The organism is Agarivorans sp. JK6 (genome assembly GCF_045277145.1).
In the GTDB taxonomy this organism is placed as follows: domain Bacteria; phylum Pseudomonadota; class Gammaproteobacteria; order Enterobacterales; family Celerinatantimonadaceae; genus Agarivorans; species Agarivorans albus.
In genome coordinates, this window is record NZ_CP113525.1 from 4,214,909 (window position 1) to 4,237,816 (window position 22,908).

The following is a 22,908-nucleotide window of genomic DNA, read 5'->3' on the forward strand; positions in this document are numbered from 1 at the left end:
ACTACAGCAGGTTTGCTAAAAACTTTGTTTTTCAGCAAACCACTGGAGACTCAAGTTTATGGCTAAATCATCTACTGCAATCGCCGCACTTATCACGCTTGCGAGTTTTAACCTTTCTGCCGACACACTCACGTTAAACAATGGCAGCATCTTAGAAGGCACACTGTTGCAGCGAAATAGCCAAGAGCTTCAGTTTGAAGTGGCTGGCAATACCATGACCTTTAACACCGCAGATGTGAAAGATCTGCAGCTTTCCTTTGCCAATACTCATACTGACATTAAAACCGACACCAACTCAGCCGAAACTACTCAGGGCGTTAGCAGCATTCCAGCTGGCACCCCGCTGATGATAAGCTTAGACAGTGCAATTAGCACCCGTGAACATGCCTCTGGTCATCGCTTTAGTGCAAGCTTAGAAAGTGACTTAGCAATTAACGGCCAGCTTATCGCCAAAGCAGGTAGCCCCGTTTACGGCAAAGTACTGCAAAGTGAACAAGCGGGTCGTTTGGCCGGAAAATCTAGCCTAACAATCGCCTTAACCGACATTACCGTTAATGGCCAACGCGTTGCCATTCAAACCAATGCTTTTAATGGCTTGGGTGATGCGCAAGGTAAAAACACCGTGAAAAAGGCCGCTGGCGGCGCAGCCATTGGTGGGTTAATTAATGGTAGTGATGGTGCCAAAGACGGCGCCAAAGTAGGTGCAGGTTTAGCCATTATTACTCGCGGCGGTGCGGTACAAATTCCAGCCAATACCTTGTTAGAATTTCAAACCAGCGCACAGGTAAATATTTAAACCCTGAATAACTGGGTAGAAACACTAATCTGCCCAGTTAAACTTAGTTTCATCAACGCCTTGTTGGGCTTCTTTTAGTCTCTCTTTACGGGCTAATTCTTCTTCTCGGGCGGCATCTATTTCTTGCATGATGGCTGCAATATCGGCCACGGTATCTTGTTCAACAAACTTGCCGCTCAGCTCTGTGTCGGCTGTCAGCTCACCTTTTTCAAACAAGCTCCACATCTCTTTGGCGTATTCAGTATTGGCCAAGGCTGGCGCGAATTGGCTGTAGTAATCGCGCATGTTGTTAATGTCACGGGTCAGCATCCATTCAGCATTGTTGTTGGCGGCGGCATCTACCGCTTGGGGCAAGTCAATAATCACTGGGCCGTAGGCGTCCACCAACACATTAAACTCCGACAAATCGCCATGAATAAGCCCCACACATAACATCTTCACGATGTAAGAGATGACTAGCTGATGATCTTCAAGCGCTTGCTCCTCACTCATCATCACGTCGTTTAAGCGCGGTGCCACGTAGCCTTCATCATCGGTGACAAGCTCCATGAGTAATACGCCATCAAAACAACCATAGGGCTCTGGCACTCTCACCCCAGCAGCCGCGAGCTTATACAAGGCATCTACTTCGGCGCTTTGCCACACTTTTTCTTGCTGCTCACGACCAAAGCCCGACCCTTTCTCCATCGCCCGAGCCCTGCGGCTATTGCGAACTTTACGCCCTTCGCGATACACCACCGCTTGCTTAAAGCTGCGCTGGCTAGCCTCTTTATACACTTTTGCACAGCGGATCTCGTCGCCACAGCGCACCACGTAAACCGACGCTTCCTTGCCGCTCATTAGCTGGCTTTTCACTTCATCAACTAAGCCGTCATCAACTAAAGGCTGGATTCTTTTAGGCGTTTTCATTTATCTCATTTATTCAAAATTGATCGTTTATATAGGCATATTTGCCAAGCTACTTAGCAAAACATAAATCAAACTCTATGTTACGAAGAGGCTAGCCATTGCTTCTGTTGTTCTGGCGAATGATAAGACCACGCAACAAAGCGACTCACCTTGTTGCCTTGCCCCATTTTAATGGTTTCATATTGGCTCACTTTTGCTTGTTTAAGCGCTTGGTATATCGCCCTCAAGTTGGCCTCTTTCGATACTAAGCTGGTAAACCACAATACTTGTTGCGAAAACTGCTGGCTCTCTGCCACCATGTTTTTAATAAAACTCAACTCTCCACCGGGGCACCACAATTCATTGCTTTGACCACCAAAGTTTAGCTTTGATTTGTTTTTAGCATTAGCCTTTAGATTGGTTTGTTTTCTTTGGCTGCCCTTTTGGGCGTCTGCAGCCGAGCGGTGAAACGGCGGGTTACACATGCTAAGCTCAAAGCGCTCGTTCGCTTGCACAATACCTTTAAATATCGCTTTTTTGTTGTCTTGTAAACGCAGTGTGATATTTGCTTGTAAATGCGGATTAGCCGCTAAAATACGCTCAGCTGATTGTAAAGATGCTGCTTCGATGTCACTGCCCACAAATGACCAAGCATATTCGCTAACCCCAACCAAAGGGTAAACACAATTCGCTCCCACTCCTACATCAATACAACGCACGGGGCTATTTTTAGATAGGCTGCCACCTAAAGAATTAGCCAATAAATCGGCCAAGTAATGAATGTAATCGACACGACCCGGAATGGGCGGACACAAATTGTGTTTTGGAATTGCCCAGCCTTTCACCCCATAAAAATGCTGTAACAGTGCCTTGTTTAAACAGCGCACCGCTTCTGGGTCAAAAAAATCTACCGATGCATCTCCATATTGGTTTTTGGCCACAAAGCGTTTTAACTCGGGACATGACGCAATAAGCGACGGGAAATCGTAACGCTGTCGGTGTTTGTTACGTGGGTGAAGTTGGCTTTTCTCTCCCGGAGAGGTCGTTTTTTTTGCGCGCATTCGCTTGTTGTAACCAATAAGTTCTAGACAAATAGCATTATAAAGCGAAGTGGGGCTAAAGGCTGCATCTCATTGAACAAAGCATTATTGACAAAAGTGTGACTTAAATAAGTGATATATAAATCAATATAATAGAAAATATCATAATCAATTAGTACTTAATTGATTATTTATAAAGCTGTGCAAAGAAGGTGGCAATAATCAGATCACCACGGCTATAGTCGCGCTGCATAAGCTTTGTGTTAAGCAAGTTACAAGGAAAGTAAAATGAACAAACACTTGATAAGCAGCGCGCTGTCGCTTGCAATTTTGGCGAGCTTAAATGGCTGTGACTCTAGCTCTGAAGCAATAACCCCTAAAGAAATCCCCGTTGGAGAAGCCAAAGCTGAAAGCCTTTTGGACATGAGCTCGGTGGCCGTGGACGATCAACCAGCATTAGCCGCAGACTGGTATAAAGGCGCGGTTTTTATGGAGATCTTTGTACGCAGTTACAAAGACTCCGATGGCGATGGGATTGGAGACTTTAAAGGTCTTACCTCCCAACTGGATTACATTGCAGACTTAGGCGTTGAAGGCATTTGGTTAATGCCCTTTAGCGAAAGCTCTGATAAAGATCACGGTTACGAGGTAGTAGATTACCGTAGCATCGAGAGCGACTACGGGACCCGAGAAGACTTTGATGAGTTTTTAGCACAAGCCCATGCTCGAGGCATTGGTGTAATTGCCGACTACCTCATCAATCACAGTTCAGGCGACAATCCAGTATTTATCGATTCAGATAACAATGCTGGCGGCAAACGCGATTGGTATATGTGGGAGTCAAGTAATCCTGGCTGGACCAACTGGTCAGGAGACCCTTCTTGGCACCAAGGTACATACGGATACTACTACGGTATCTTCCAATCCAATATGCCTGACTACAACTTTGGAAACCAAGAAGTTGTCGATTTCCACTACAACAACTTACGTTATTGGCTAAATGCTGGCATGGACGGTTTTCGCTTCGATGCCATGACTCACTTAGTTGAAAATGGTCCGAATCAGTGGTCTGGACAACCAGAAAATGCCGCCATTATGTACGGTATTCAACAGTTGGTGATGGAAGACTACAGCAATCGTTTTATGATTTGCGAAGATTCAAGTGATTCTCTAGCTGCCGCACAATCAGATTTTTGTGGCTCAGCGTTTTCGTTTTATTTGAATATGGACATCATGCGCAGCGTTAATGCCGGCTCGACTTCAGGCACATACATAGTGGATTGGCTACAACAGGGCAGGCTTAGTAGCATGGGGCTGCTATTAGCAAACCATGACTATTTCGCTGGTACACGAGTATTTGAGCAGTTTGCTGGAAACGAGGCTAAATACCGCTTAGCCGCTGCTACCTTGCTTACACTACCGGGACAACCTTTTGTTTATTACGGGGAAGAAGTGGGCATGGGCCACACCGCCAATAGTGGTGGTGACTACTTACTGCGAGCACCAATGAGTTGGACTGCAGAAGGCGGGTTTACCACCGGTACCCCTTACCGCGCGCATGCCCACAATACAGCGGCTTATAATGCTGCTAGCCAAATGGCAGATAGCAATTCTATCTACCACCATTACAAAACACTGATTCAGTTACGCAAAAACACTCCTGCTTTACGCGAGGGAGATATAGAAGTGCTGCTTGATGGTGAAGTACTGGCTTATAGCCGAAGCCTAGCGGATTCAAATGTATTAGTGGTGCTTAACTACAGTGATAGTGCGCAAACGCCGGTTATTCCAGTTGGGCAAGCCTCAACACTGTTAAGCCCATTGGCAAACTTTGGTAGTAACGCTGTGAGCACAACCTCATCTGGCCAACTCAACTTAAGCCTTGCGGCTCAAGAAATTCGTATTTACCAATACTAGCTCCTCCCTTTAGCCAAAGCTCCTTGTTAATGCCAAGGAGCTTTTAAACCATAAACGGCTAATGATTGTTCGCGCGGCTGCAATTTGCTTGTGTAAACAAGCAATGCGCCAGGGCATGCCTAGGGACATCGTTAATTAGCTTCTTACTGAACGCGTCACGCTATTGTCTCGCGCAATAGTTTCAGCTAGCCTGAACACTCTAGTGTATTACTCATAAGAAGGATCTTACGATGTCTAGCCCGACCTTAATTACCGCCAAGTTTGAGGATATTCCCGCATTAAGCAAGATGTTCATCGATGCTTATGCTAATAACGAAGCGATGCAAGCAGCGCTTCGCAATGATGAGATGGCCGACTACGCTCACGATAGTTATTGGCGCTTTGCCCTAGGCGAGTGGGGAATGAAACAAGGTACGGTATTTACCACCGCTGAGCGCGAAGGCTGCGTGATTATGGTGCCACCAGGAAAACATCAGCCTGATGTGATGCAAAAAATGGAAGCCTGGGCAATTGTTGCTCGCATGATGGGGACAGGAAAACTGGAGCTAGCTAAAGATATTTCTGAACAAATGCTAAGCGGCCCGCTAAACCAAGATTGCTATTGGTTATGGGGCTTAGGGGTTGCTCCTTCAGCTGGCGGTAAAGGCTTAGCGGGTGCCTTAATTAAGCAGGTAACCGATTTAGCCGATGCCGATAACAAAGCCTGTTACGTAGTAGCCTCTAGCGAAAAAGTAGTGCTTACTTTTGAGCGCCGCGGCTTTAAAGTGTTATCGAAAAGCGAAAACTTTCCTTACTGGTTTATGTTACGTCCGGCACAGGGTTAAACGGTCGCTATAATGTAAACGCACTGAATCACACAGTGCGTTTGGTTTATCTAGTCAATAAACTCCACCAGCCACTCGCCTCCCTGTTGCACCTTTAGTTCTTGCCCGGCAAGCCTTAAAGTGGGCCCTTGCTGCCATTGAGAGAGCGCTTTGCCATTAAAGTGTATGCTTTTAATCGCCTTGTTGTTGGGTAAGTTAGCCAACTCGAGCTGATAAGTTTTGTTTTCAAGCGCACCGGTGAAGCTGCCTTTGGCGGGTTTGACTTGAATACTTAGCCCGCGCTTAACAGTTTGCACATTAAACAATGTATGCTGAAACTGCTGCTGTTGGTAAGCGATCGTTACACCGTCGTCTTCAATAAGTTCGCCTTTAGCTGTGCCTTGCTCATCCAGCACTACCAGCAAATCTACCGTTGCTTCATCTTCAACTTGTCGCGGCACTATATGGCCCGCTTTAACAAACAGCGGTAAGCGGTATATTTCATCAATATATAAAGGCTGCTGTAGTTGCTCACCGCTACTGTTAAGCATTTGCTTGGTGCGGTAATCAAACCATTGTCCTTTGGGTAGATAAATCGAGCTTTGTTTAGCCTTGTCTTTGGCTTCCAAGGCTACCAATAGTGCATCCCCAATCAACTTCATCGAACCATTAGTTCTTGCTTGCGGGTCTTCTTGATAAGCATAAACTAAAGGGGCAACAACGGCTTTTCCTTCGCGCCACGCTCTATGTGCAAGGGTGTAATAGTATGGATTTAAGGCATAACGCTGCTTAACATTAAACAAGTTACTGGCGGTATCGCCAATTCTATCTGGCGCGGTTTCTTTGCAGTTACACAGGTTTTGGGTGTGCGGCCTTACCGGTAAATCGGTAAATAATGCAGCGGCAAACCATTGAGTATATTGCTCATCCCAAGGGGTGCCATGAAAGCCGCCAATGTCTGAACCAAAATAATCGATACCCGACAAACTCATGTGCATTTGCGCATTAAAGTGGCTACGTAAGTTAGCTAAATTAACCCCTATATCGCCCGACCACATCGCCACACCATAAGCTTGGCTGCCGGCAGTACCAGAGCGGCTCATGATGAACGGGCGTTGCTGGCGCTGGTTGCGTTGATAACCCTGATAAATACTGCGACTCCACAACAGGTTATACAAGTTATGTACGCTTTGATGGTCATGCTTTAGTTCGCCATCAATACTCACCCCGGCATACCAAGCTTTACGGTGGTAGAGCTCGGGTTCACCTAAATCGGTCCAATGGGCGATCACGCCATCATCAATTAGCGCTTCACGGCGATAGTCATGCCAAAAGGCTGCACCTTTCTCACTGGAGAAATCCAGCATGCCGCCTTTACCCCACCATGGATTATCTTTAATGTAAGCGGGCTCCATGCAAGGCGGTGCGCAACTGCGGGCTAATGCGCCTGCGTGAGCCAGTGAATAGTACTCATTGAGCTCACCACCAATATAAGGCTCTTCAATAGTCATTACGCCAATACCGCGTTGCTTTAACTCAGCTATTTTTTGCTGATGATTGGGAAAGTTTTTTTCGTCCCAAGTAAGTGAGCCCATTTGAGTATGTTTAGAGTTTTGTTTAATACCGCCAAACCACTGCAGGTCGAGCACTACACCCGAAAGCGGAAATTGTGCTTTATGTAAGCTAGCGAGTTTACTGTCTAGTTCTTGCCAATTATCAAAACCGTATTCCGACAACCACAAGCCAAACATAGCTTTTGGCGGAACCGGCGGCTTGCCGGTCAACGCTAAGTAACGAGAGCGTAAATCAGCTAGGTTTTCACCGGCGATCAGGATGATTCGCGCTCGCTTACCCTTGCCTTGGATAGAATATGGCGCTTTTGTGAAATCAAATACCAAGGGCTGAACGTGATCAAAAAACAAGGCTAAGTTTTGTTTGCCCTCGCCCAATAAATACATAACCGGAATTTGGGTATTGCCTACCGCACCCTCACCTTGATACACCATAGCATTGCCCATGCGGTTGCCCGGAATACGCTTGCGCCCTATCCAATCGCCGTCGGCATTACCTTGAGTATTGTGCTGCTGCCCAAGGCCGTAAATCTGTTGAATACCTCCTTCACTTAAGCTTAACTTCCAGCGACCGCTCTTTAGCGACTCGATACATAAATGACTAAGTGTTTGTTTAGAATGCGCGGCGTCACCCAGAGACAAACAGCGGCCTTGTTCAACTAGACTTAGTTGATACCAGGGACTAGATAAGGGCTCGGTAACAGGGAATAAAGGAATCGCTTCGCTGTGCGAGGCTTCCAGCATTAAACTTGGGTGAAATACAGTCTCACCAATATCACCAACACTAATAACAATAGTATGCTCATCCAGCTTATTAGCCTGCCATAAGCTGGATTCAGCTTGAGCCTTAAGCGTGAATAAGCAAGTTAACAGCACGCCAACAACATGCAACGGTAAGTAACGATATCCCAGCATTGTTCATCCCTAAACTAAAAAGTTCTTAGCCGAAACTGTAACAATAAATACTCCATTAATAATTAAAGTAATCAACAGGATGTGAACTGGGTAAGCAGCACTGGCAAAAACCACTTATTAAAGGACATGAGTTTAAGCTATTGATTTAATTGCCGCTTTAAACGCAGCACGACTTCTGCAGGTACCACCGCTTGTAACTGCAAAATACATAGCTGTGCCTTTCTATCTTTATGCCTTACCTTCATTTCACACAAGGCGTATAAATGCTGCGGATTACGTCCGGTATCGTAGGCTTTGTTTAATACTTGCTGCGCTTTGACCAAATCAAAAGCTTCTAAGGATAAGCCGTAAACATACCAATAATGAGCGTTACTTGGCTCTAGCTCTGTGGCTTGCGCAAAATAGCTCACCGCTAGCTGCGCCTGTTTTTGTCTCAATAAACTTAAACCGCTGCTATAGGGGATAGCAGCACTGGCAGGCTGAGCCAAGCGCCCTTGCTTGAGCACATTAAATGCGGCCGTTTCATTGCCTAAATGACGATATAAATCGGCTAAATTAACGTAGCTGTTGGCAAAATAAGGCTCTATTTTAATTGCTTGTAAATAGCTAGCTTCCGCCTCATTAAACTCGCCAGTAGCAAGATAAACACCGGCTAGGTTGTTCAGTGCAAAAGCACGGTCGGCATTGACTAACTGAACTTCTTGGTATTCCTTAAGTGCTGGCTTTAATTGCTGTTGCTGCTGCTCAGTTAAACTTGCCCAGCCTTTCACCAAGCTGGCAGCAGTCTCACTTCTTACTGCTAGGGTTGAGTCACCCAGTAGAGGAGACAATAAGCGCCAGCGTTCTGCTATAGGGTAATGCCGAGCGCTACTTACCGCCCCTAAACGAATCAGCTCTTGCTCGCTGCTAACAGCTTTTGCAGTGGCAATCACACTATTACGGCCAGGAAACTGCGCCAGTCGCTCTAGAGCAGAGGCGCGAATAATGCTGCTTTCTAAGGGGTTTTGCGCCACGTAAGCCAAGGCTTGTTCGGCAGAGGGTAAACCTTGGTCTGCAGCAAAAAATGCTTCAGAGAAATGATTATTATCTAAGTAGTTTGATTTAGGAAACCATTGCCGCTGCCATTGTAGCGCCCAATTATTGTCTTTATCTTGGTGGCAAGAAGTACACACATTTGGGGTGCCAATCGCCTGACTCAGATCGGGGCGCGGAACTTGCCAACTATGGTCTCGCCGTGGGTCTACCTGCATGTAAGTAGTTGCCGGCATATGACAAGAGCTGCACATGGCAGCTTCGCTACCCTCAGGGTGAAAACTATGCTTCTCTGCACTGTATTCAGAAGCTACATGGCACTGCGCACACAGCGCAGGTTCTTCCATTTTCAATTGCCCAGAATGCACATTATGACAATTGCTGCAGCTTACTCCTGCATGCTTCATTTTTGACTGCTGAAATGAGCCCCAAACATACACTTCATCGTATATCTGGCCATCATCATGATAGAGCTCGGCGCTTATCAAGCTAGGTTGATAGCGATCGAGCAAAGATCCCACCACGTGGTCATTGCTTTCGCTTATTTGCAAACGGCGGCTATGGCACTGTGCGCAGACTTTAAGTTGCTGGCTTTGTTGGTGGCTGGCAGCGCTCAAAGTGGATTCGCCAGCTTGGTAAGTCCATTCACTCACCGCAGCTTGTAGAGTTCGAGAAAAGCCACTGTACTGGCCTAAATTGGCTAGCGCAGCTTGCTTATTGTCACTTTGAGTCCATTTGATGTGGTCGCTGGCAGGGCCGTGACAAGCTTCGCAGCCAACGTTGATTTCAAACCAAGTGGTATTGTAGGTATTGCTGCTGCCGTCGTAGCCCTTTTGCAAACTAGTTGAATGACAGTCTGCACACATATAGTTCCAGTTTTGTCCGGTATTGGTCCAATAAAATTCATCCGTTTTTTGTTGTTTGGGATATAGGTGAAACCAACGCTGGCCACCTTGTTGCTTGCTTCTAGAGTCCCAAGCAAAGGGAATGAGCTGCACTCGACCATCGGCAAATTCCACCATGTATTGCTGCAGCGGTTCAAAGCCAAAGGTGTAAGTTATTTGGTAATCGGAAAATTCACCGTTAGGCCCCTCAATATTGACCCAATATTCAGCGCCTTTACGAAAGAAGCGGTTGGTTTTACCTGCAAACTCTAGGCTGGCATTAGCGAAGTCGCCTAGCATCGATTGCTCATCGGCATGGCGCATTGCCATGTCATGATGAGAGCCCTGCCATTGTTGATATTGCGTTTGATGGCACTCTATACAGCTATTGGTTCCGACATATTCAGCCGCCGATATACATAAGCTTACACTTAGCCAAACAAATACAAGCCCAAACAGCCCCTGCCTCATGCCTACCCTTCTCCAAAACTATGGATTATCCAGTCATTAAACTTTGCTAGTACCAAGCTAAAATTACTTATCAAATCAAATATCTAGCAAGGTATAACTAAAAGTGTAGCAAGTCTTGAACAAATGACGTCACAGAGAAGGGCTAAACCACAAATAACTTAAAGAGGCTTAAGGCTAGGGCCTGTTGGTCTTTGGTGTTGAAATTTTATTCAAGATAAGCGGGCTTTAATCGCGGCGAACACTTTGTGGGCTAAGTGAAAAGCGTTCAACGAAGAGTAAAGTTCGCTTATCTGAACCCTTCGGGCAGCATTTCTTAGCCATTTATTCAGCGTTAGCGAGTGATTATTAAGCCCACTTAACTTCACACTCACTGCCTTGCCTAAATGGCTAATAAATTGCTGTAAAAACCATCAGCAAAGTTCAACAGGCCCTAGATGGACGCCAAGCTTTTGCTCATAAACTTACTGTAAGGATCAAGTTGGTAGTTGGCAAAAGGGCCGCAAAACTCAAAACCAAAAGACTGGTAAAGAGCCCACGCTGGAGCAAACGCGGCCATAGAGCCAGTTTCTAAACTCAGTTGCTGATAACCACTTTCTTGGGCGTCTTTGAGAATATGTTTTAGTAAGCCAGCAGCCACGCCTTTACGCAAATGTTTACTAGCAGTGCGCATAGATTTTAACTCTGCATGCTTGGCGTCAAGGTGCTTTAGGGCGCCACACCTTGCTAGCTCATCTCCCAACCAAGCACACCAAAACTTCACGCCCTCGGCCTGCAAACCGCTCACATCCAATGCATGAACACTCTCTATTGGAGAGTGGCGCAACATGTCTTGGTGGTGCTCTTCTAGCAATGCAATGACTTGCTCGCCTGTTACATCGTTTAAGCGTATATCCACTGACTATTTCCTAATAACTCAACAAGCCATTAGCATTGAATATATAGGCTTAAAATTCAATCCAATTAACAGTAAGGCGCTGCTGTTTAGCGTTCCATATAAAGGTTTGGATCTGAAATTTGGTTAAACCCAAAACCACGATACAACTCATGAGCATCTTTAGTTGCGAGTTTGAATCGGCGTACATTCTGCAATTTAGGGTGAGCCATAATCCGGTGCATCATGGCTTTGGCTAAGCCTTTACCTCTATGCTCCTCCAATACAAAGATGTCGGCTAAATAAGCAACGGTTGAATAGTCAGAGACAACTCTGGCAAAAGCTACTTGCTGCTGCTTAAGGTCAAAAGCGGCAAAACACATGGAATTATCAATTGACGTTTTAACAGCTCCTTTAGATATCCCCTTTGCCCAGTAAGAGCTCACCAACACTTCATGAATAAGTGCTAAATCAAGCTGTTCTTTGTTAGTACCAACATAGTATCCCTGTTGCATGCTCAGCCTTCCCTGATTAACCCACCCCACATTGATTGGCGTAAATTTAGTCAGCAATAAGCCAAGCCTCAAGCCCCTCAGGGTAACGTTTGGTAACTTTGCCAGCGGCATTTGTAACAAATCAGTAACATTTATGCTAAACACCTACAAGCCAAGGCTCTACAGCGTGCAAGAAAAAGATAAGCAAGATAGACCAGATACTCACTTATGCTAAAAATGTGATTTAGATTTGTACCCTGCTGCCGTTTAACATCGGTTTAATGCAACTAGCTTCGATAGCTTAAAGGCTGTAGTAAGGAACAAAAACGCTGCAGAAAGCAGCGTAAAGTAGATATTGAAGGCAAGTCGCGGCAACAGGCGACTTCAACATAAGATTTGTTAGCTTTGAGGAAGTAAATAGAAGTTTGGCTGCCAGCGCTCCATATGTATTTCTGGATGGGCTAACTCGGTAAAGCCAAACTGCTGATAAAGGCCATGTGCGTCTTGGGTCGCTAACTTAAAGCGGCGAATCCCCTGTAGCCTAGGATGGGCCATAATGCGATGCATTAGTGCCTTAGCCAAACCCTTACCCTGGTGTTCTTCTAGGACAAAAATATCGGCTAAATAGGCGAAGGTGCTGTAATCGCTAATCACCCGAGCAAAACCAACTTGCTGTTTTTGATAGTTATAAACAGCAAAACACAATGAATTATCGATGGATTGTTCAACCGTAGCGCGAGGGATACCTTTAGCCCAGTAAGACTTAGTTAATACACTATGAATCAGCGAGATATCTAACTCTGCTTGGTTAGTACTTATAAAATAATCTGGATGCATTGACGAATGTCCCCCTGATTGTTCTTGCGCGCCTTTATCTCAAATAATCTACCGATTGTATTACGCTAACACAAGGTTTTAAGGCGTATTTCTTGCGCTTTACGAAATAATCATTAGTCAATTACCAAATCACTCATAATTTTTTGAAGTGACTGTTTTAAAAGCTAAAACCTGCAGGGTATTGATGATAGCCATCAAAATTCTGTTTACTTAAAGGCATGCCCTGCTGACGTAAAATCGCATAGCTCATCGTGTAGTGAAAAAAGAAATTTGGCAGCATATATTGTTGCAGGTATTCACTTGGGCTTAGCGATAATTTAGCAAACCCAGCCTGAGTAGAAATATTGCTCGGCGTACTTTGCTCAAATTGTTCAGCTTTTAACTGCTGCAAACACCTTACACTGCTGTGCAATTGCTGCTGCAAACTCTGATAAGAAATAAGCTCTGGGCTAAAGTTTTCGATATCTTGGCCCGCTAAAGGTAAGCAACAACGCAGACTAAAACCAATGGCGGTGCTAATTTGTTGCCCCAATGGAAACATGTCGTCGGCAAGTTTGGCGGCCAATAATTGTGCTTCGCTTAGGCCCTGTTCCTCGGCAAATAACTGCATATCACTAAGTAATTCATCGAGCTGATTTAAATAGTGTAAAAACAGTGGTACCGATAATTGATAAAGCTTATTGGGTTTGGGATCTGTCATGCTGTTCGTCCTTAAACTAAGCCTATGTTATAACGGGTTTAGAAATGATTAATCAAGGTGAAACTCGCATTGTTGGTTTGGAATAAAGTGAAAAACGTACTAACAAGCCTCACTGTAGAGCAACAGCGAGTATGGATTATTTCGCGTCACGATAGCTTAAGCCATCAAGATATTTATCCGCTCAGTGAATCAGACTTAGTGGGGAAAAACTGGCAACAACGTGGCTTTTCCGAACATCACGTAAACCAGATAGAAAGACTAAAACGCGGTGCTCTAATAGAAGTGCCTCAGCATACTCATTTAGTAACGATCACCCGAGTTAAATAGTCGCGCTACCATACCAGCAAAAACAGAAAAGGGCCTTACGGCCCTTTTTTGTTACTCAACAACTATGTTGTTATGGTGCCATAGTATCTACGTTTAGTACTAAATCACTAAAGTCATCGGTGGCTACTGCTGTGTAAACACCGCCGTTCTCGATAGTGGCCATGGTTTCAATTGCTGGGCTGTAAGTCGTATCGCTAGCTAGGATTACAGCGAAGGTATAGGTGCCACCCGCAACATTAAGTACCGCATTATCTTTAAAGTTAACCCCAGCTAACACTACGGTGTCTGCGCTAAAGTTGCCATCGGCAGAAGCATGAATATCAACTGGGCCTAAGTCACCTGCAGTTGGACTTGCATGCACTACGCGAACCTTAGAGTAAAGCGCTACCGAGCGTAAATCTTCACTAATAACCAGTGGTTCAATGGTGCTGTCAGTAATCGAGTTTAATTTGCCTACAGCATAGATACTGGTTTCGGCTCCCGCATCCAACATCACTCCTGGGGCATCAATAACCACTAAGCTGTTGTCTGCGCTGGCGGCAACACTCAGATCATAGCTAGCTGCAGCTAAATCACCGCTGCGAAATGGTGTTTCGTTAAAAGCAATTCCGGTAAAGCCAGTTACAGGAGCTCCGCTCGCCAATACATCAACCATCGGTGCATCATCTACTGCATGCACCACTCGTACATGGCTGGTTTCTGCCATATCACGCACTACCGAAACAGCGCTGCCATCGGCCAACAACACATTTACTGGCGATACTGAGCCCATGTCGCTATTTGGCACGGCTGTTAACATTAAATCGCTACCACCAGCTAACGCCACTTCGCCGCTATCAAAAACTACGGTTTTGCTGCCGGTTCCAGTAATGCGAATTCGGTAGGTATCGGCTGGAACGGTTACCGGTAAATCTGCGCTATCAACTTTAAATTCTAAGTTAGTAATTGCCGCGGCTTCGCTCGTAATATCAGCTGCAGTGGTTAAATAGATATCCACCCCACCCACATCTGGGTGACCATGTAATACATCAAGGCGCACGCTAGCTGCATCCACCGCGTCACTGCTGCGGCTTAGCACTACTGGCTCAATTGAAGCCGCATAGTTGAGCGCAATAATGTCGTATTGCATATCCGGAGAGAACTCTAAGTTTGCAGCTATCACTTCAGCATTATCACCAGGCAAAATGGCGTCAACGCTAATATCATAACTGCCAGATGCTACCGGCACCCAAGCACTGCCTTGACGGTAATCCACCATGCTTAATCCAGCAAAGGTTTCGCCATTGGCTTTAACTTCTACCAACGGCGCGTCGGCGCTTGCATGGGTTACGCGAACTGAGGACATTGGGGTTTCAACGTGGTCGTCATCACTACCGCAGGCTGCGAGTAAAACAGCCGAGCTGAGTAGTAGACCTGATTTGGCAAGTTTCATGTTCTTTTCCTTAAGTATCTCTGTAGTGGTATCAGCCATTGAAACGCCAAGGAAATAAAATAAGATCACAAGAAAAATCGCGGATTGTTTATCGATGACAAGGAACTTAGATGTGACAGAATGAAAGAAAAGCAAGCAAAATAAATCATAAGTCATTAAAATAATTGGATTTTAAAATCAACCTCTTCTCAAAAAGCACAAAGCAAACTTGTAACAAAAATGTTATATTTTTATTGTTTGATTCAACAAAATACTTGAGCAATCGTTCTCATTTCCTCGATTTATTCCGCCTGAGCAAACTTAGTATTTACTTATCTAATTTATTGTTGGGTTCATGAAATATTGCTCTGGATATCTTCGAATGTTAGCTAGCCCTCAAAAGCTCAAGCAACTTTCATGAAACCGCTTACTTTAAGGTGAATAAGCCACCAATTTAACTACTATAGGCAGCATAGAATGAATACTCAGCAAGCTGTGACGCTAAACCACTCACTAAAATTCTGAGTAACCAACAAATTGAAGTTAACTAGAGGAACAGCCGCATGTCGCAGCCGTATACCAATCCTTCGCTCAGCGTAGCCGAGCGAGTAGAAAACCTGTTGTCACTAATGAGCGTGGAAGAAAAAGTGGGCCAAATGCTGCAATTGCCCGCCAACATGCCAGAAAACCTCGACAAACTTGAGAGCTGGAATGTGGGCAGTTATTTGCACTGCACCGGCACAATGGTTGAAGAGCTACAACAGCGTGCCGCCAAAACTCGCCTTGGTATTCCGCTTATTTTTGGTATTGATGCTATTCATGGCCATTGTTTCGAGAACAACGGCACGGTATTCCCAACGCAATTAGCCTTGTCTTGTGCTTGGAGTAAACAACTAAGCCAAAGCATGGCGCGTGTTACCGCAATTGAAACCCGCGCCTGTGGCCTGCATTGGACCTTTTCACCAGTATTATGTGTAGGCCGTGATAGCCGCTGGGGTCGAATAAATGAAACCTTTGGTGAAGATCCATGGTTAATTGGAGAGCTAGCCGCTGCTGCAGTGTATGGTTACCAAGGTGATAACTTAGCTTCACACGATACCATCTTGGCCTGTGCCAAACACTATGTTGCCTATGGCGAAGCTACCGGTGGTCGTGACGCTTATGAGGCCGAAGTCTCTCCTCGTAAGCTGCTTTCATTATTCTTACCACCCTTTGAAAAAGCGGTCAAAGAAGCCAACGTTGCCACATTAATGGTGGGTTACCAAGCTATCGACGGCGTACCTTGTAGTGCCAACAGTTGGTTACTGCGCGAAGTGCCTAAAAACCAGTGGGGAATGGACGGCTTTATTGTTACAGATTGGGATAACATTGGTTCACTACACGACAAACAACGCGTAGCAGAAGACTTACGCCATGCTGCAAAGATCGCGGTTGAGTCGGGTAATGACATGATCATGACCACGCCATCATTTTATCAACATACCATCGACTTAGTGAAAGATGGTGAGCTAGATATTGCCTTAATCGACGACGCAGTATCACGTATTCTTAAATACAAGTTTGAACTAGGTTTGTTTGAAGACTTCCGCTACACCGACCTGAGTAAAAAAGAACAAGTATTAGGTAATGCCGACCACTGGCAAGCAGCGCTAGAAGCCAGTCGCCAATCGCTAACCCTATTACAAAATAACGGCATTTTGCCGCTATCAGATGCTTCTAAACCTAAGATTCTATTATGTGGCGCTAACGCCGATGATGTTGTGGCGCAGCTGGGTGATTGGTCATTTGGCTCTATGCAAGCGGGCGCAGCCGATGATAGTTACCACCAAAAAGACGCCATTACCTTACGCCAAGGTTTACAAGCCGCTGCTGATGCAGGACGTTGCGAACTAAGCTACGTACGCGGTGCAGCGCCCGCCGAAGCAGAGTTTGAAGAAATAAGCAGTGCAGTAAACGCTGCCAACAACAGCGACATCATCGTTGCCTGTGTTGGCGATACACTTAGCCAGCATGGCGAATTTCACGACCGCGCCGATCTAGATTTAAGTGGTCAGCAACAAGCGATGCTAGAAGCTCTTAAAGCCACTGGCAAACCGCTAATCGTGGTATTTATGGCCTCTAAACCTCTTACTATTGGCTGGGTAAAACAGCATGCCGATGCCATTGTTTGTGCCTTTAACCCTGGCGCGAAAGGCGGCCAAGCCCTTAGCGAACTGCTATTTGGCGAACTAAACCCTAGCGGTAAACTCACCATTAGCTTCCCGCAACATGTGGGTCAATCTCCGGTTTACTACAACAAATATGAAGGCTGGCACGCCCGCTTATCGGAGCGAACCGACAAACAAGAGCGTTATATTGATATGCCTTTATTACCTCTATTTAGTTTTGGTGAAGGCATTAGCTACAGTGAGTTTAGCTATAGTGACCTCGCCGTTAGTACACCTTGCTTAGCGGCCAACAAGGATCTAAGCCAAGGAGAGGCTTTAAAAGTGTCGGTAAACATCAGCAATATTAGCCAACGCTCAGGTGTAGAGATTGCGCAGTTATATATTCATGACTGCGCCGCTTCGGTTACTGTTCCAGTGTTACAGCTACGTGGTTTTGAGCGAGTAGAGTTAGCACCAGGAGAAACGCAACGCGTGGAATTTAGCGTGCCCTTTGCTGATTTAGCCTTAATCAACGCGCAACTACAAAAAGTGGTAGAGCCAGGTGCATTTAAAGTATTTGTAGGGCCTTCGTCTAAAGCAGAAGATTTGCTCTCAGCCGACTTTAAGGTAGCGTAAATCAAAGACTGTTAACGCAAAGCCTTCAATACAAAGCCTCTTAAGCTAGCTTGAGAGGCTTTTAAGCATCTGGGATCTGCAATAGTAAATCTGTCACGCCAAGGTCAACTCCAAATTGACTGAGCAAGGTTGAGACTTGACCACGGTGATGGGTTTGATGATTAAAAAAGTGCAATACCAACAACTCAAAAGGCTTTTTCTGTGCCTCACCTTTGCTGTTTTTGTAGCTTAATGAATGCTGTAAATACTCGGGGCTTAGTTGCTCTGCAAAAGCCATTATCGCCATGTCCATGGCAACCCGTGCTTGCTCTAAGCTGGTGAAATCTTCATAGATAATCTCATTTAAGGCTTTAGGGCGAGGTAATGCTGCTATGTCCACTAAACTACTAAATCCTTTGGGATGCTTAGCAAAGCGCTGTAACCACAAAGTGTCGCCCACTAAAATATGGTTTAGCGTGGCAAAGATTGAGCCAAAAAACGCTTTTCTATCCTGCTTTAGTTGCTGCTCATTGAGTTGAGCAGCACAAGCATAAAGTTGGCGATTCATTACTTCATTGTATTGCGCCATTAGCGCAAAAGCAGTGCTCATTGTTATTCCTTTAAATGGCAGCTAAGCGAACAATAACTTTTACTCGTGGTTCGCAGTGAATGTTGTCCATAAGCCCAAAATGCTGACTTAGGCGCTGTTCATTAAATTCAAGATTTGATAAACAGCGCCTAAAAGCAGTCACTCAAAACTAGTGTTCCTCTTCTAGCTCAGCTTCAAGTGCTTTGCTTGGTTCGTCGTCTGCAAAATAAGCCATGTCGCGGGTATTCTTTTGTACCGCAATGGCGGCAAACAAACATAAGGCGTAAGCCATGGCATAGAAGCCCTTTTCACTTAAGGCTAAGGTTGCGTTGAATAAGCCAATACTTAACAGCGCAACAGCTGCAGCTAATGAGAACCAGCTTAGGCCGTAGTAAATCGCAGTTACTTTAATGCCTTCTAGCTTGTCACGTACCGATTTCTGTAAAGACACCGATGAAAACAGTCCAAATAACAACAAGGTAAAGTAGTACCCTTTTTCGTTTAGCTGCATGTCGGCATTCCACAAGCCGATAAGGTAAGCGCCTGCACCTAGCATCAACGCGGCCCAAGAGGCACCAATAAAGGCGGAGGTTGGTTTTGGTAAAGATTGCGATTTCATATCGTTATTATTCCTAAAGTTTAACGGTGCGGAATTACTATCCAATTGATTAATATAACCTAATTCTTTTTCTACTTGGTTCATATTCGTTCTCATATTGAATTTATTAAGATCTTGGTCAATCAATTACAGTAAAGGCTTATAAGCATCATGTTGATAAAGGACTACCGAGTGCTCCAATAATTTCTTCTCATCTAAGTAGCGCGCAATGCTAGTAAAGGTGGCTGTTTGCGGCGTACCATCGTGATCTTTGGTGGTCACTTCGTCTAAAAACAAACCACCCATAAATAACTTAAAACGGTTTACCTTAATCGGCTGTGGGTTAAAGTCTGATTTGGCCAACCACTTCAGCTCTTCTCGGTCAGTGGTATCAAATATGCTGGCATTCAACATATCCAAGGTGTGTTCAGTACAATTTTGAAACTGCCCGTCAAATGGGTTCGCCAATACTGAGTAATTTGGGTTGTGTACCACATGATTACCGCCATTGTTTACTAGCGCTAATAAGCCAGCTTGTACTTCTTTATTTGGAATAATAATGCCAGCTTTTAAGCTGTGGGCTCCCCAGAAAAAGTCCACCGGATAATCGGTGACCAAGCTACTGTGGCCTAAATCCCCTTGGTTTTGGTACAAGTTATAAATTGCATAACCTTTGGTGGTCTCGCCAGAGTCGAGCGTAATGTTCGAGTACACGGCCAAAGCGGTGTGAGTAAATTGCACGCCTTTGGGTAAATCTTCCTGCGGGCGACCTACTCGACCAATAATAAATACGTTGGCTCGATGTTTAGCTGCATATTTTTCTACTTCTTTAGAGAACTTAGCAATAGCTTCTGGCTGATGCTTGGCATCTTCCGCTGGCGCACTGCCAGCGTAAGTGGCAGCACTCGTTACGGTAAAAACTGTGGCAATAATTAGTTTCTTTATAGTTTTCATGAATATATCCCTATGTTTATTATCTTGGCTTATTGAATAACGATGATGTCGCCGATTTCAAAAGGTACAGGCGCTCCTGCCTTCTCTGCTATACCTGCCGCACTCACTGTTGCAGTGCTCCCTACCACCGCAACCGATGCTGCAGGAACCGCTACGGAAGCGCCAACGGGACCACTCTCTGCGGCACTTTTACCAACTTGGCTACCAACATTTGTACTTAAGCCACCAACTAACATTACCGGCGTAGTGGCAGCACTCACGGCTACTTGACCACTGCCTTTTAGCCCTGTGGAACCGGCTAAGGCCGAATGCTTGGCTGATTGATTAAAGTTCTGGCCCGACTCGGTAGCGACAACATTTAAGCTAGTAAGGGCAATAGAGGTGATAAAAACTGATTTCCATAATTTCATTTGATAATTCCTTTGTAGTAATAACTAAGAGCAGATTAGTGGGCAGCGCCAACAATAACTTCGTCGCCAATTTCAAAAGGCACTGGCACATTAGCTTCTTCAGCAATATGTTGCGTACCACTGGCCACACCGCGGCTTACTTCTGCTACGCCACCACTTACCAACATAATCGGAGTAGCTATCGCGCTAACCGCAACTTGACCACTACCAGCTGCCCCAACTGAAGCTGCCAGTGCAGAATATTTTGCAGATTGACTTAAGTTTTCGAGAGACCCAACAGCTACAGCATTCAAGCTAGTAAGGGCGATAGAGGTGATAAAAGCTGATTTCCATAATTTCATAATAATTCCCTGCTGGTTAAGTTCGCATTAACCATAAAGTCCAGGAAATTCAGTGTAAACGGCGCTGTATTATGTTTATTATGAATAAACACTAAGTATAGTATTTGTATACCATGAGCCAGTTAAAGCAGATCCGCGACACCCTTAAACAAGTTTTTCGCCAACAAGGTTTAACCTATAAAGACGTTGCTCAGCGCTTAAATATGAGTGAAGCCAACGTAAAGCGTATGTTCTCTACCAATAGTTTCTCTTTGGAGCGTTTAGAGGAAATGTGCCACATTGTTGAACTTAACCTGATTGACTTGTTTCTACTGGCAGACCAAGAAAAAGAGAAACTTACCCATTTAACACGTGAACAAGAACAAGAGCTTATCGACGACCATAAACTGTTTTTGGTGGCGGTATGTGTAAGAGATTCTTGGACCTTCGATGAGATAATTCAGCGCTATGACTTAAGCGAACATGAATGCATTCGTTTAATGGCGCGCTTGGATAAACTTAAAATGATCCAACTGCTACCAAACAATGCCTATAAGCTACTTATCGCTCAGGATTTTCGCTGGCTGCCGAATGGCCCGTTAGAGCGCTTCATGGAACAAATTGTACTGGCCGAGTTTATGAATTCACGCTTTAACGGCGACGATAGCTTCCGCTTTTACCTACGTGGCCACTATTCACAAAGCTCTATTGAGATTATTTTGCGCAAACTTAATCAACTAACTAAAGAAGCCGCTACGCTCAATCAACAAGATGCCTCGTTACCCTTAGATAAACGCCGCCATACCGGCATGTTGTTAGCGCTGCGGCCATGGGAAATTTCAATCTTTGAAAAGCTCGCCCGTGACAACAAAAACGCTAGTTAAGCCAAAAGCTTAGGCATACACTATTAATCTATCACGATAAGTGAACCACAATATTAAGGATGAGTAATGCTTTGTTTAACCCACCTTTTTCGTAAACCCGCTAGTTTATTGCTAGGGGTTGTAAGCTTGGGCATTAGCTCGTTGAGCATGGCACAAGGCTTCACTGAAAACTGTGTAAACATTAACTCTCAGCAGGAGTTAATTGAGCAATACATTGAACAAGCTCCCTATCGCCAAGCTCTTCCCAGTAAAACCGCTACCTTTTCTTATTCTCAAGATCAAAGCTACCAAGCCTATTTAGATTATGCCCAGAACCTGATTGCTCAACGTAATCCACGGGCAATGATGAGCTGCCCGCTATCTAGCCAAAGCTATCAGTTACTCGCCAAGCAACAACAGTGGTTAGGCATGCCAAAAGTGGTACAGCTTATTGCCCCCTTTGAACTTAGCCACACCGATAACAGCAAAGCCGTGTTGCTCATTCACGGCTTAACCGATTCTCCATATCATTTTCACGATTTAGCCTGGCATTTTTACCAACAAGGTTACGATGTAAGAACACTACTACTTCCTGGCCATGGCACCGCGCCTTCAGATTTAGTTAACGTTACTTATAAGCAATGGCAGCAAGCGGCTGATTATGCCATTGAGCGCACCGCAAAAGATTATCAGCAGGTTTATCTAGGCGGGTTCTCTACCGGCGGAGCGCTAATTCTTAACCACCTTTTGGAACAGCCAGACAATAAACCAGCCATTAAAGGTGTGATGTTGTGGTCTCCTGCCTCCCAAGCCAGCAGCGGCGTAGCGTGGATGGCAAAATATGTTAGCTGGTTAAGCACATGGTTAGATAAAGAAGGGGACATTGATTTTGCTAAGTACGAGTCTTTTCCCTACAACGCTGGTGCTCAAGTTCATGGCTTAATGAAACGCATGAACAAACGCTTGGCTAAAGCCGATACACTGCCAGATATTCCCTTGCTAGTTGTTGCCAGCGAACACGACCAAACCATTAGCACCGCTGCCACTCTAGAACTATTAGGTCAATGGCAAAGCAAACAAACTGGCGCGGCTAAATCTGCCAATCACCTAGTTTATTATGGGGAACAAAGCAGTATTCCAGAAGCGCTAAACAGTCAGGTAATGATAGAGTTTCCGAGTTGCACAACGGCCTCTTGCTCAGCAGTAAAAGACGTTGCGCACACGGCCACTATTAATGCACCCAGTAACCCACATTATGGGGAAAATGGTCACTACCGCAATTGCAGCCATTACTTAGCCGATTTACCTAGCTACCAGCAATGCAAGCAATCTAAGAGCGTGGTGAAAGGTGAAAAAACCGAGCATAACTTAGCGCAAACCCCACATTTACAGCGTTTGAGCTACAACCCTTATTATCAGCAAATGCTTCGCAGCATTGAGCAATTCATGCAATAA

The 22,908-nt window shown here is 45.1% G+C and carries 22 protein-coding genes; 7 read left to right on the forward strand and 15 right to left on the reverse strand.

Features of this window, described 5'->3' with window-relative positions; all coding sequences use genetic code 11:
* Positions 1–58: 58 nt before the first annotated feature.
* Positions 59–796, forward strand: coding sequence for a hypothetical protein (locus OV592_RS19420; protein ID WP_406609703.1), 738 nt, complete (start codon positions 59–61; stop codon positions 794–796).
* A 24-nt stretch (positions 797–820) separates the two neighbouring features.
* Here OV592_RS19420 and OV592_RS19425 read toward each other — a convergent pair whose 3' ends face one another.
* Positions 821–1,705 (reverse strand): PA4780 family RIO1-like protein kinase, encoded by an 885-nt coding sequence (locus OV592_RS19425; RefSeq protein WP_016402320.1) that lies wholly within the window; start codon positions 1,703–1,705, stop codon positions 821–823.
* Positions 1,706–1,785: 80 nt separating this feature from the next.
* Positions 1,786–2,745, reverse strand: a complete 960-nt coding sequence (rlmF, locus tag OV592_RS19430) for a 23S rRNA (adenine(1618)-N(6))-methyltransferase RlmF (protein WP_406609704.1) — start codon at positions 2,743–2,745, stop codon at positions 1,786–1,788.
* 267 nt (positions 2,746–3,012) lie between these two features.
* Here rlmF and OV592_RS19435 point away from each other — a divergent pair, with 267 nt between their 5' ends.
* Positions 3,013–4,641 (forward strand): alpha-amylase family glycosyl hydrolase, encoded by a 1,629-nt coding sequence (locus OV592_RS19435; RefSeq protein ID WP_016402322.1) that lies wholly within the window; start codon positions 3,013–3,015, stop codon positions 4,639–4,641.
* A 230-nt stretch (positions 4,642–4,871) separates the two neighbouring features.
* Positions 4,872–5,465 (forward strand): GNAT family N-acetyltransferase, encoded by a 594-nt coding sequence (locus OV592_RS19440; RefSeq protein WP_406609705.1) that lies wholly within the window; start codon positions 4,872–4,874, stop codon positions 5,463–5,465.
* Positions 5,466–5,515: 50 nt separating this feature from the next.
* On the opposite strand, the gene OV592_RS19445 is transcribed toward OV592_RS19440, so the two are convergent.
* From OV592_RS19445 to OV592_RS19475, 7 genes are all read right to left on the reverse strand, one after another.
* Complete coding sequence (locus OV592_RS19445; RefSeq protein WP_406609706.1) at positions 5,516–7,930, reverse strand: TIM-barrel domain-containing protein; 2,415 nt, start codon at positions 7,928–7,930, stop codon at positions 5,516–5,518.
* Between the two features lie 137 nt (positions 7,931–8,067).
* Entirely contained in the window at positions 8,068–10,317 is a 2,250-nt protein-coding gene (locus OV592_RS19450; RefSeq protein WP_406609707.1) for a multiheme c-type cytochrome, read from the reverse strand.
* A gap of 209 nt (positions 10,318–10,526) precedes the next feature.
* Entirely contained in the window at positions 10,527–10,709 is a 183-nt protein-coding gene (locus OV592_RS19455; protein ID WP_406611446.1) for a hypothetical protein, read from the reverse strand.
* Between the two features lie 38 nt (positions 10,710–10,747).
* Positions 10,748–11,212 carry a GNAT family N-acetyltransferase gene (locus tag OV592_RS19460; protein ID WP_406609708.1) on the reverse strand — a complete coding sequence of 155 codons (465 nt, stop codon included), beginning with the start codon at positions 11,210–11,212 and terminating at the stop codon, positions 10,748–10,750.
* Positions 11,213–11,298: 86 nt separating this feature from the next.
* Positions 11,299–11,703: a GNAT family N-acetyltransferase gene (locus OV592_RS19465; RefSeq protein WP_220720076.1), complete on the reverse strand. Its 405-nt coding sequence runs from the start codon at positions 11,701–11,703 to the stop codon at positions 11,299–11,301.
* A gap of 378 nt (positions 11,704–12,081) precedes the next feature.
* Complete coding sequence (locus OV592_RS19470; protein ID WP_016402329.1) at positions 12,082–12,519, reverse strand: GNAT family N-acetyltransferase; 438 nt, start codon at positions 12,517–12,519, stop codon at positions 12,082–12,084.
* A 157-nt stretch (positions 12,520–12,676) separates the two neighbouring features.
* Positions 12,677–13,219, reverse strand: a complete 543-nt coding sequence (locus OV592_RS19475) for a DUF1993 domain-containing protein (protein ID WP_016402330.1) — start codon at positions 13,217–13,219, stop codon at positions 12,677–12,679.
* Positions 13,220–13,306: 87 nt separating this feature from the next.
* Here OV592_RS19475 and OV592_RS19480 point away from each other — a divergent pair, with 87 nt between their 5' ends.
* Complete coding sequence (locus OV592_RS19480; protein ID WP_406609709.1) at positions 13,307–13,546, forward strand: hypothetical protein; 240 nt, start codon at positions 13,307–13,309, stop codon at positions 13,544–13,546.
* A 70-nt stretch (positions 13,547–13,616) separates the two neighbouring features.
* Here the strand turns inward: OV592_RS19480 and OV592_RS19485 are convergent, their stop codons facing one another.
* Entirely contained in the window at positions 13,617–14,978 is a 1,362-nt protein-coding gene (locus OV592_RS19485) for a DUF4397 domain-containing protein (protein WP_406609710.1), read from the reverse strand.
* A gap of 542 nt (positions 14,979–15,520) precedes the next feature.
* Here OV592_RS19485 and OV592_RS19490 point away from each other — a divergent pair.
* Positions 15,521–17,740 carry a glycoside hydrolase family 3 N-terminal domain-containing protein gene (locus OV592_RS19490; protein ID WP_406609711.1) on the forward strand — a complete coding sequence of 740 codons (2,220 nt, stop codon included), beginning with the start codon at positions 15,521–15,523 and terminating at the stop codon, positions 17,738–17,740.
* Between the two features lie 61 nt (positions 17,741–17,801).
* Here the strand turns inward: OV592_RS19490 and OV592_RS19495 are convergent, their stop codons facing one another.
* The 5 genes from OV592_RS19495 to OV592_RS19515 form a co-directional block, all read right to left on the reverse strand.
* Positions 17,802–18,329, reverse strand: coding sequence for a DinB family protein (locus OV592_RS19495; protein ID WP_406609712.1), 528 nt, complete (start codon positions 18,327–18,329; stop codon positions 17,802–17,804).
* Between the two features lie 148 nt (positions 18,330–18,477).
* Positions 18,478–18,927 (reverse strand): inner membrane protein YiaA, encoded by a 450-nt coding sequence (gene yiaA, locus OV592_RS19500; RefSeq protein WP_040307316.1) that lies wholly within the window; start codon positions 18,925–18,927, stop codon positions 18,478–18,480.
* 126 nt (positions 18,928–19,053) lie between these two features.
* On the reverse strand, positions 19,054–19,860 hold the full coding sequence (locus OV592_RS19505) for a DUF2145 domain-containing protein (protein WP_338622406.1): 807 nt from the start codon (positions 19,858–19,860) through the stop codon (positions 19,054–19,056).
* A 29-nt stretch (positions 19,861–19,889) separates the two neighbouring features.
* Complete coding sequence (locus tag OV592_RS19510; RefSeq protein WP_221075058.1) at positions 19,890–20,270, reverse strand: hypothetical protein; 381 nt, start codon at positions 20,268–20,270, stop codon at positions 19,890–19,892.
* Between the two features lie 35 nt (positions 20,271–20,305).
* A complete protein-coding gene (locus OV592_RS19515) occupies positions 20,306–20,611 on the reverse strand; it encodes a hypothetical protein (RefSeq protein WP_338622407.1) in 306 nt (101 codons plus the stop codon).
* A 113-nt stretch (positions 20,612–20,724) separates the two neighbouring features.
* Between OV592_RS19515 and OV592_RS19520 the strand changes: the two genes are divergently transcribed.
* Positions 20,725–21,474: a helix-turn-helix transcriptional regulator gene (locus OV592_RS19520; RefSeq protein WP_016402340.1), complete on the forward strand. Its 750-nt coding sequence runs from the start codon at positions 20,725–20,727 to the stop codon at positions 21,472–21,474.
* 66 nt (positions 21,475–21,540) lie between these two features.
* Positions 21,541–22,908 (forward strand): alpha/beta hydrolase, encoded by a 1,368-nt coding sequence (locus OV592_RS19525; RefSeq protein ID WP_406609713.1) that lies wholly within the window; start codon positions 21,541–21,543, stop codon positions 22,906–22,908.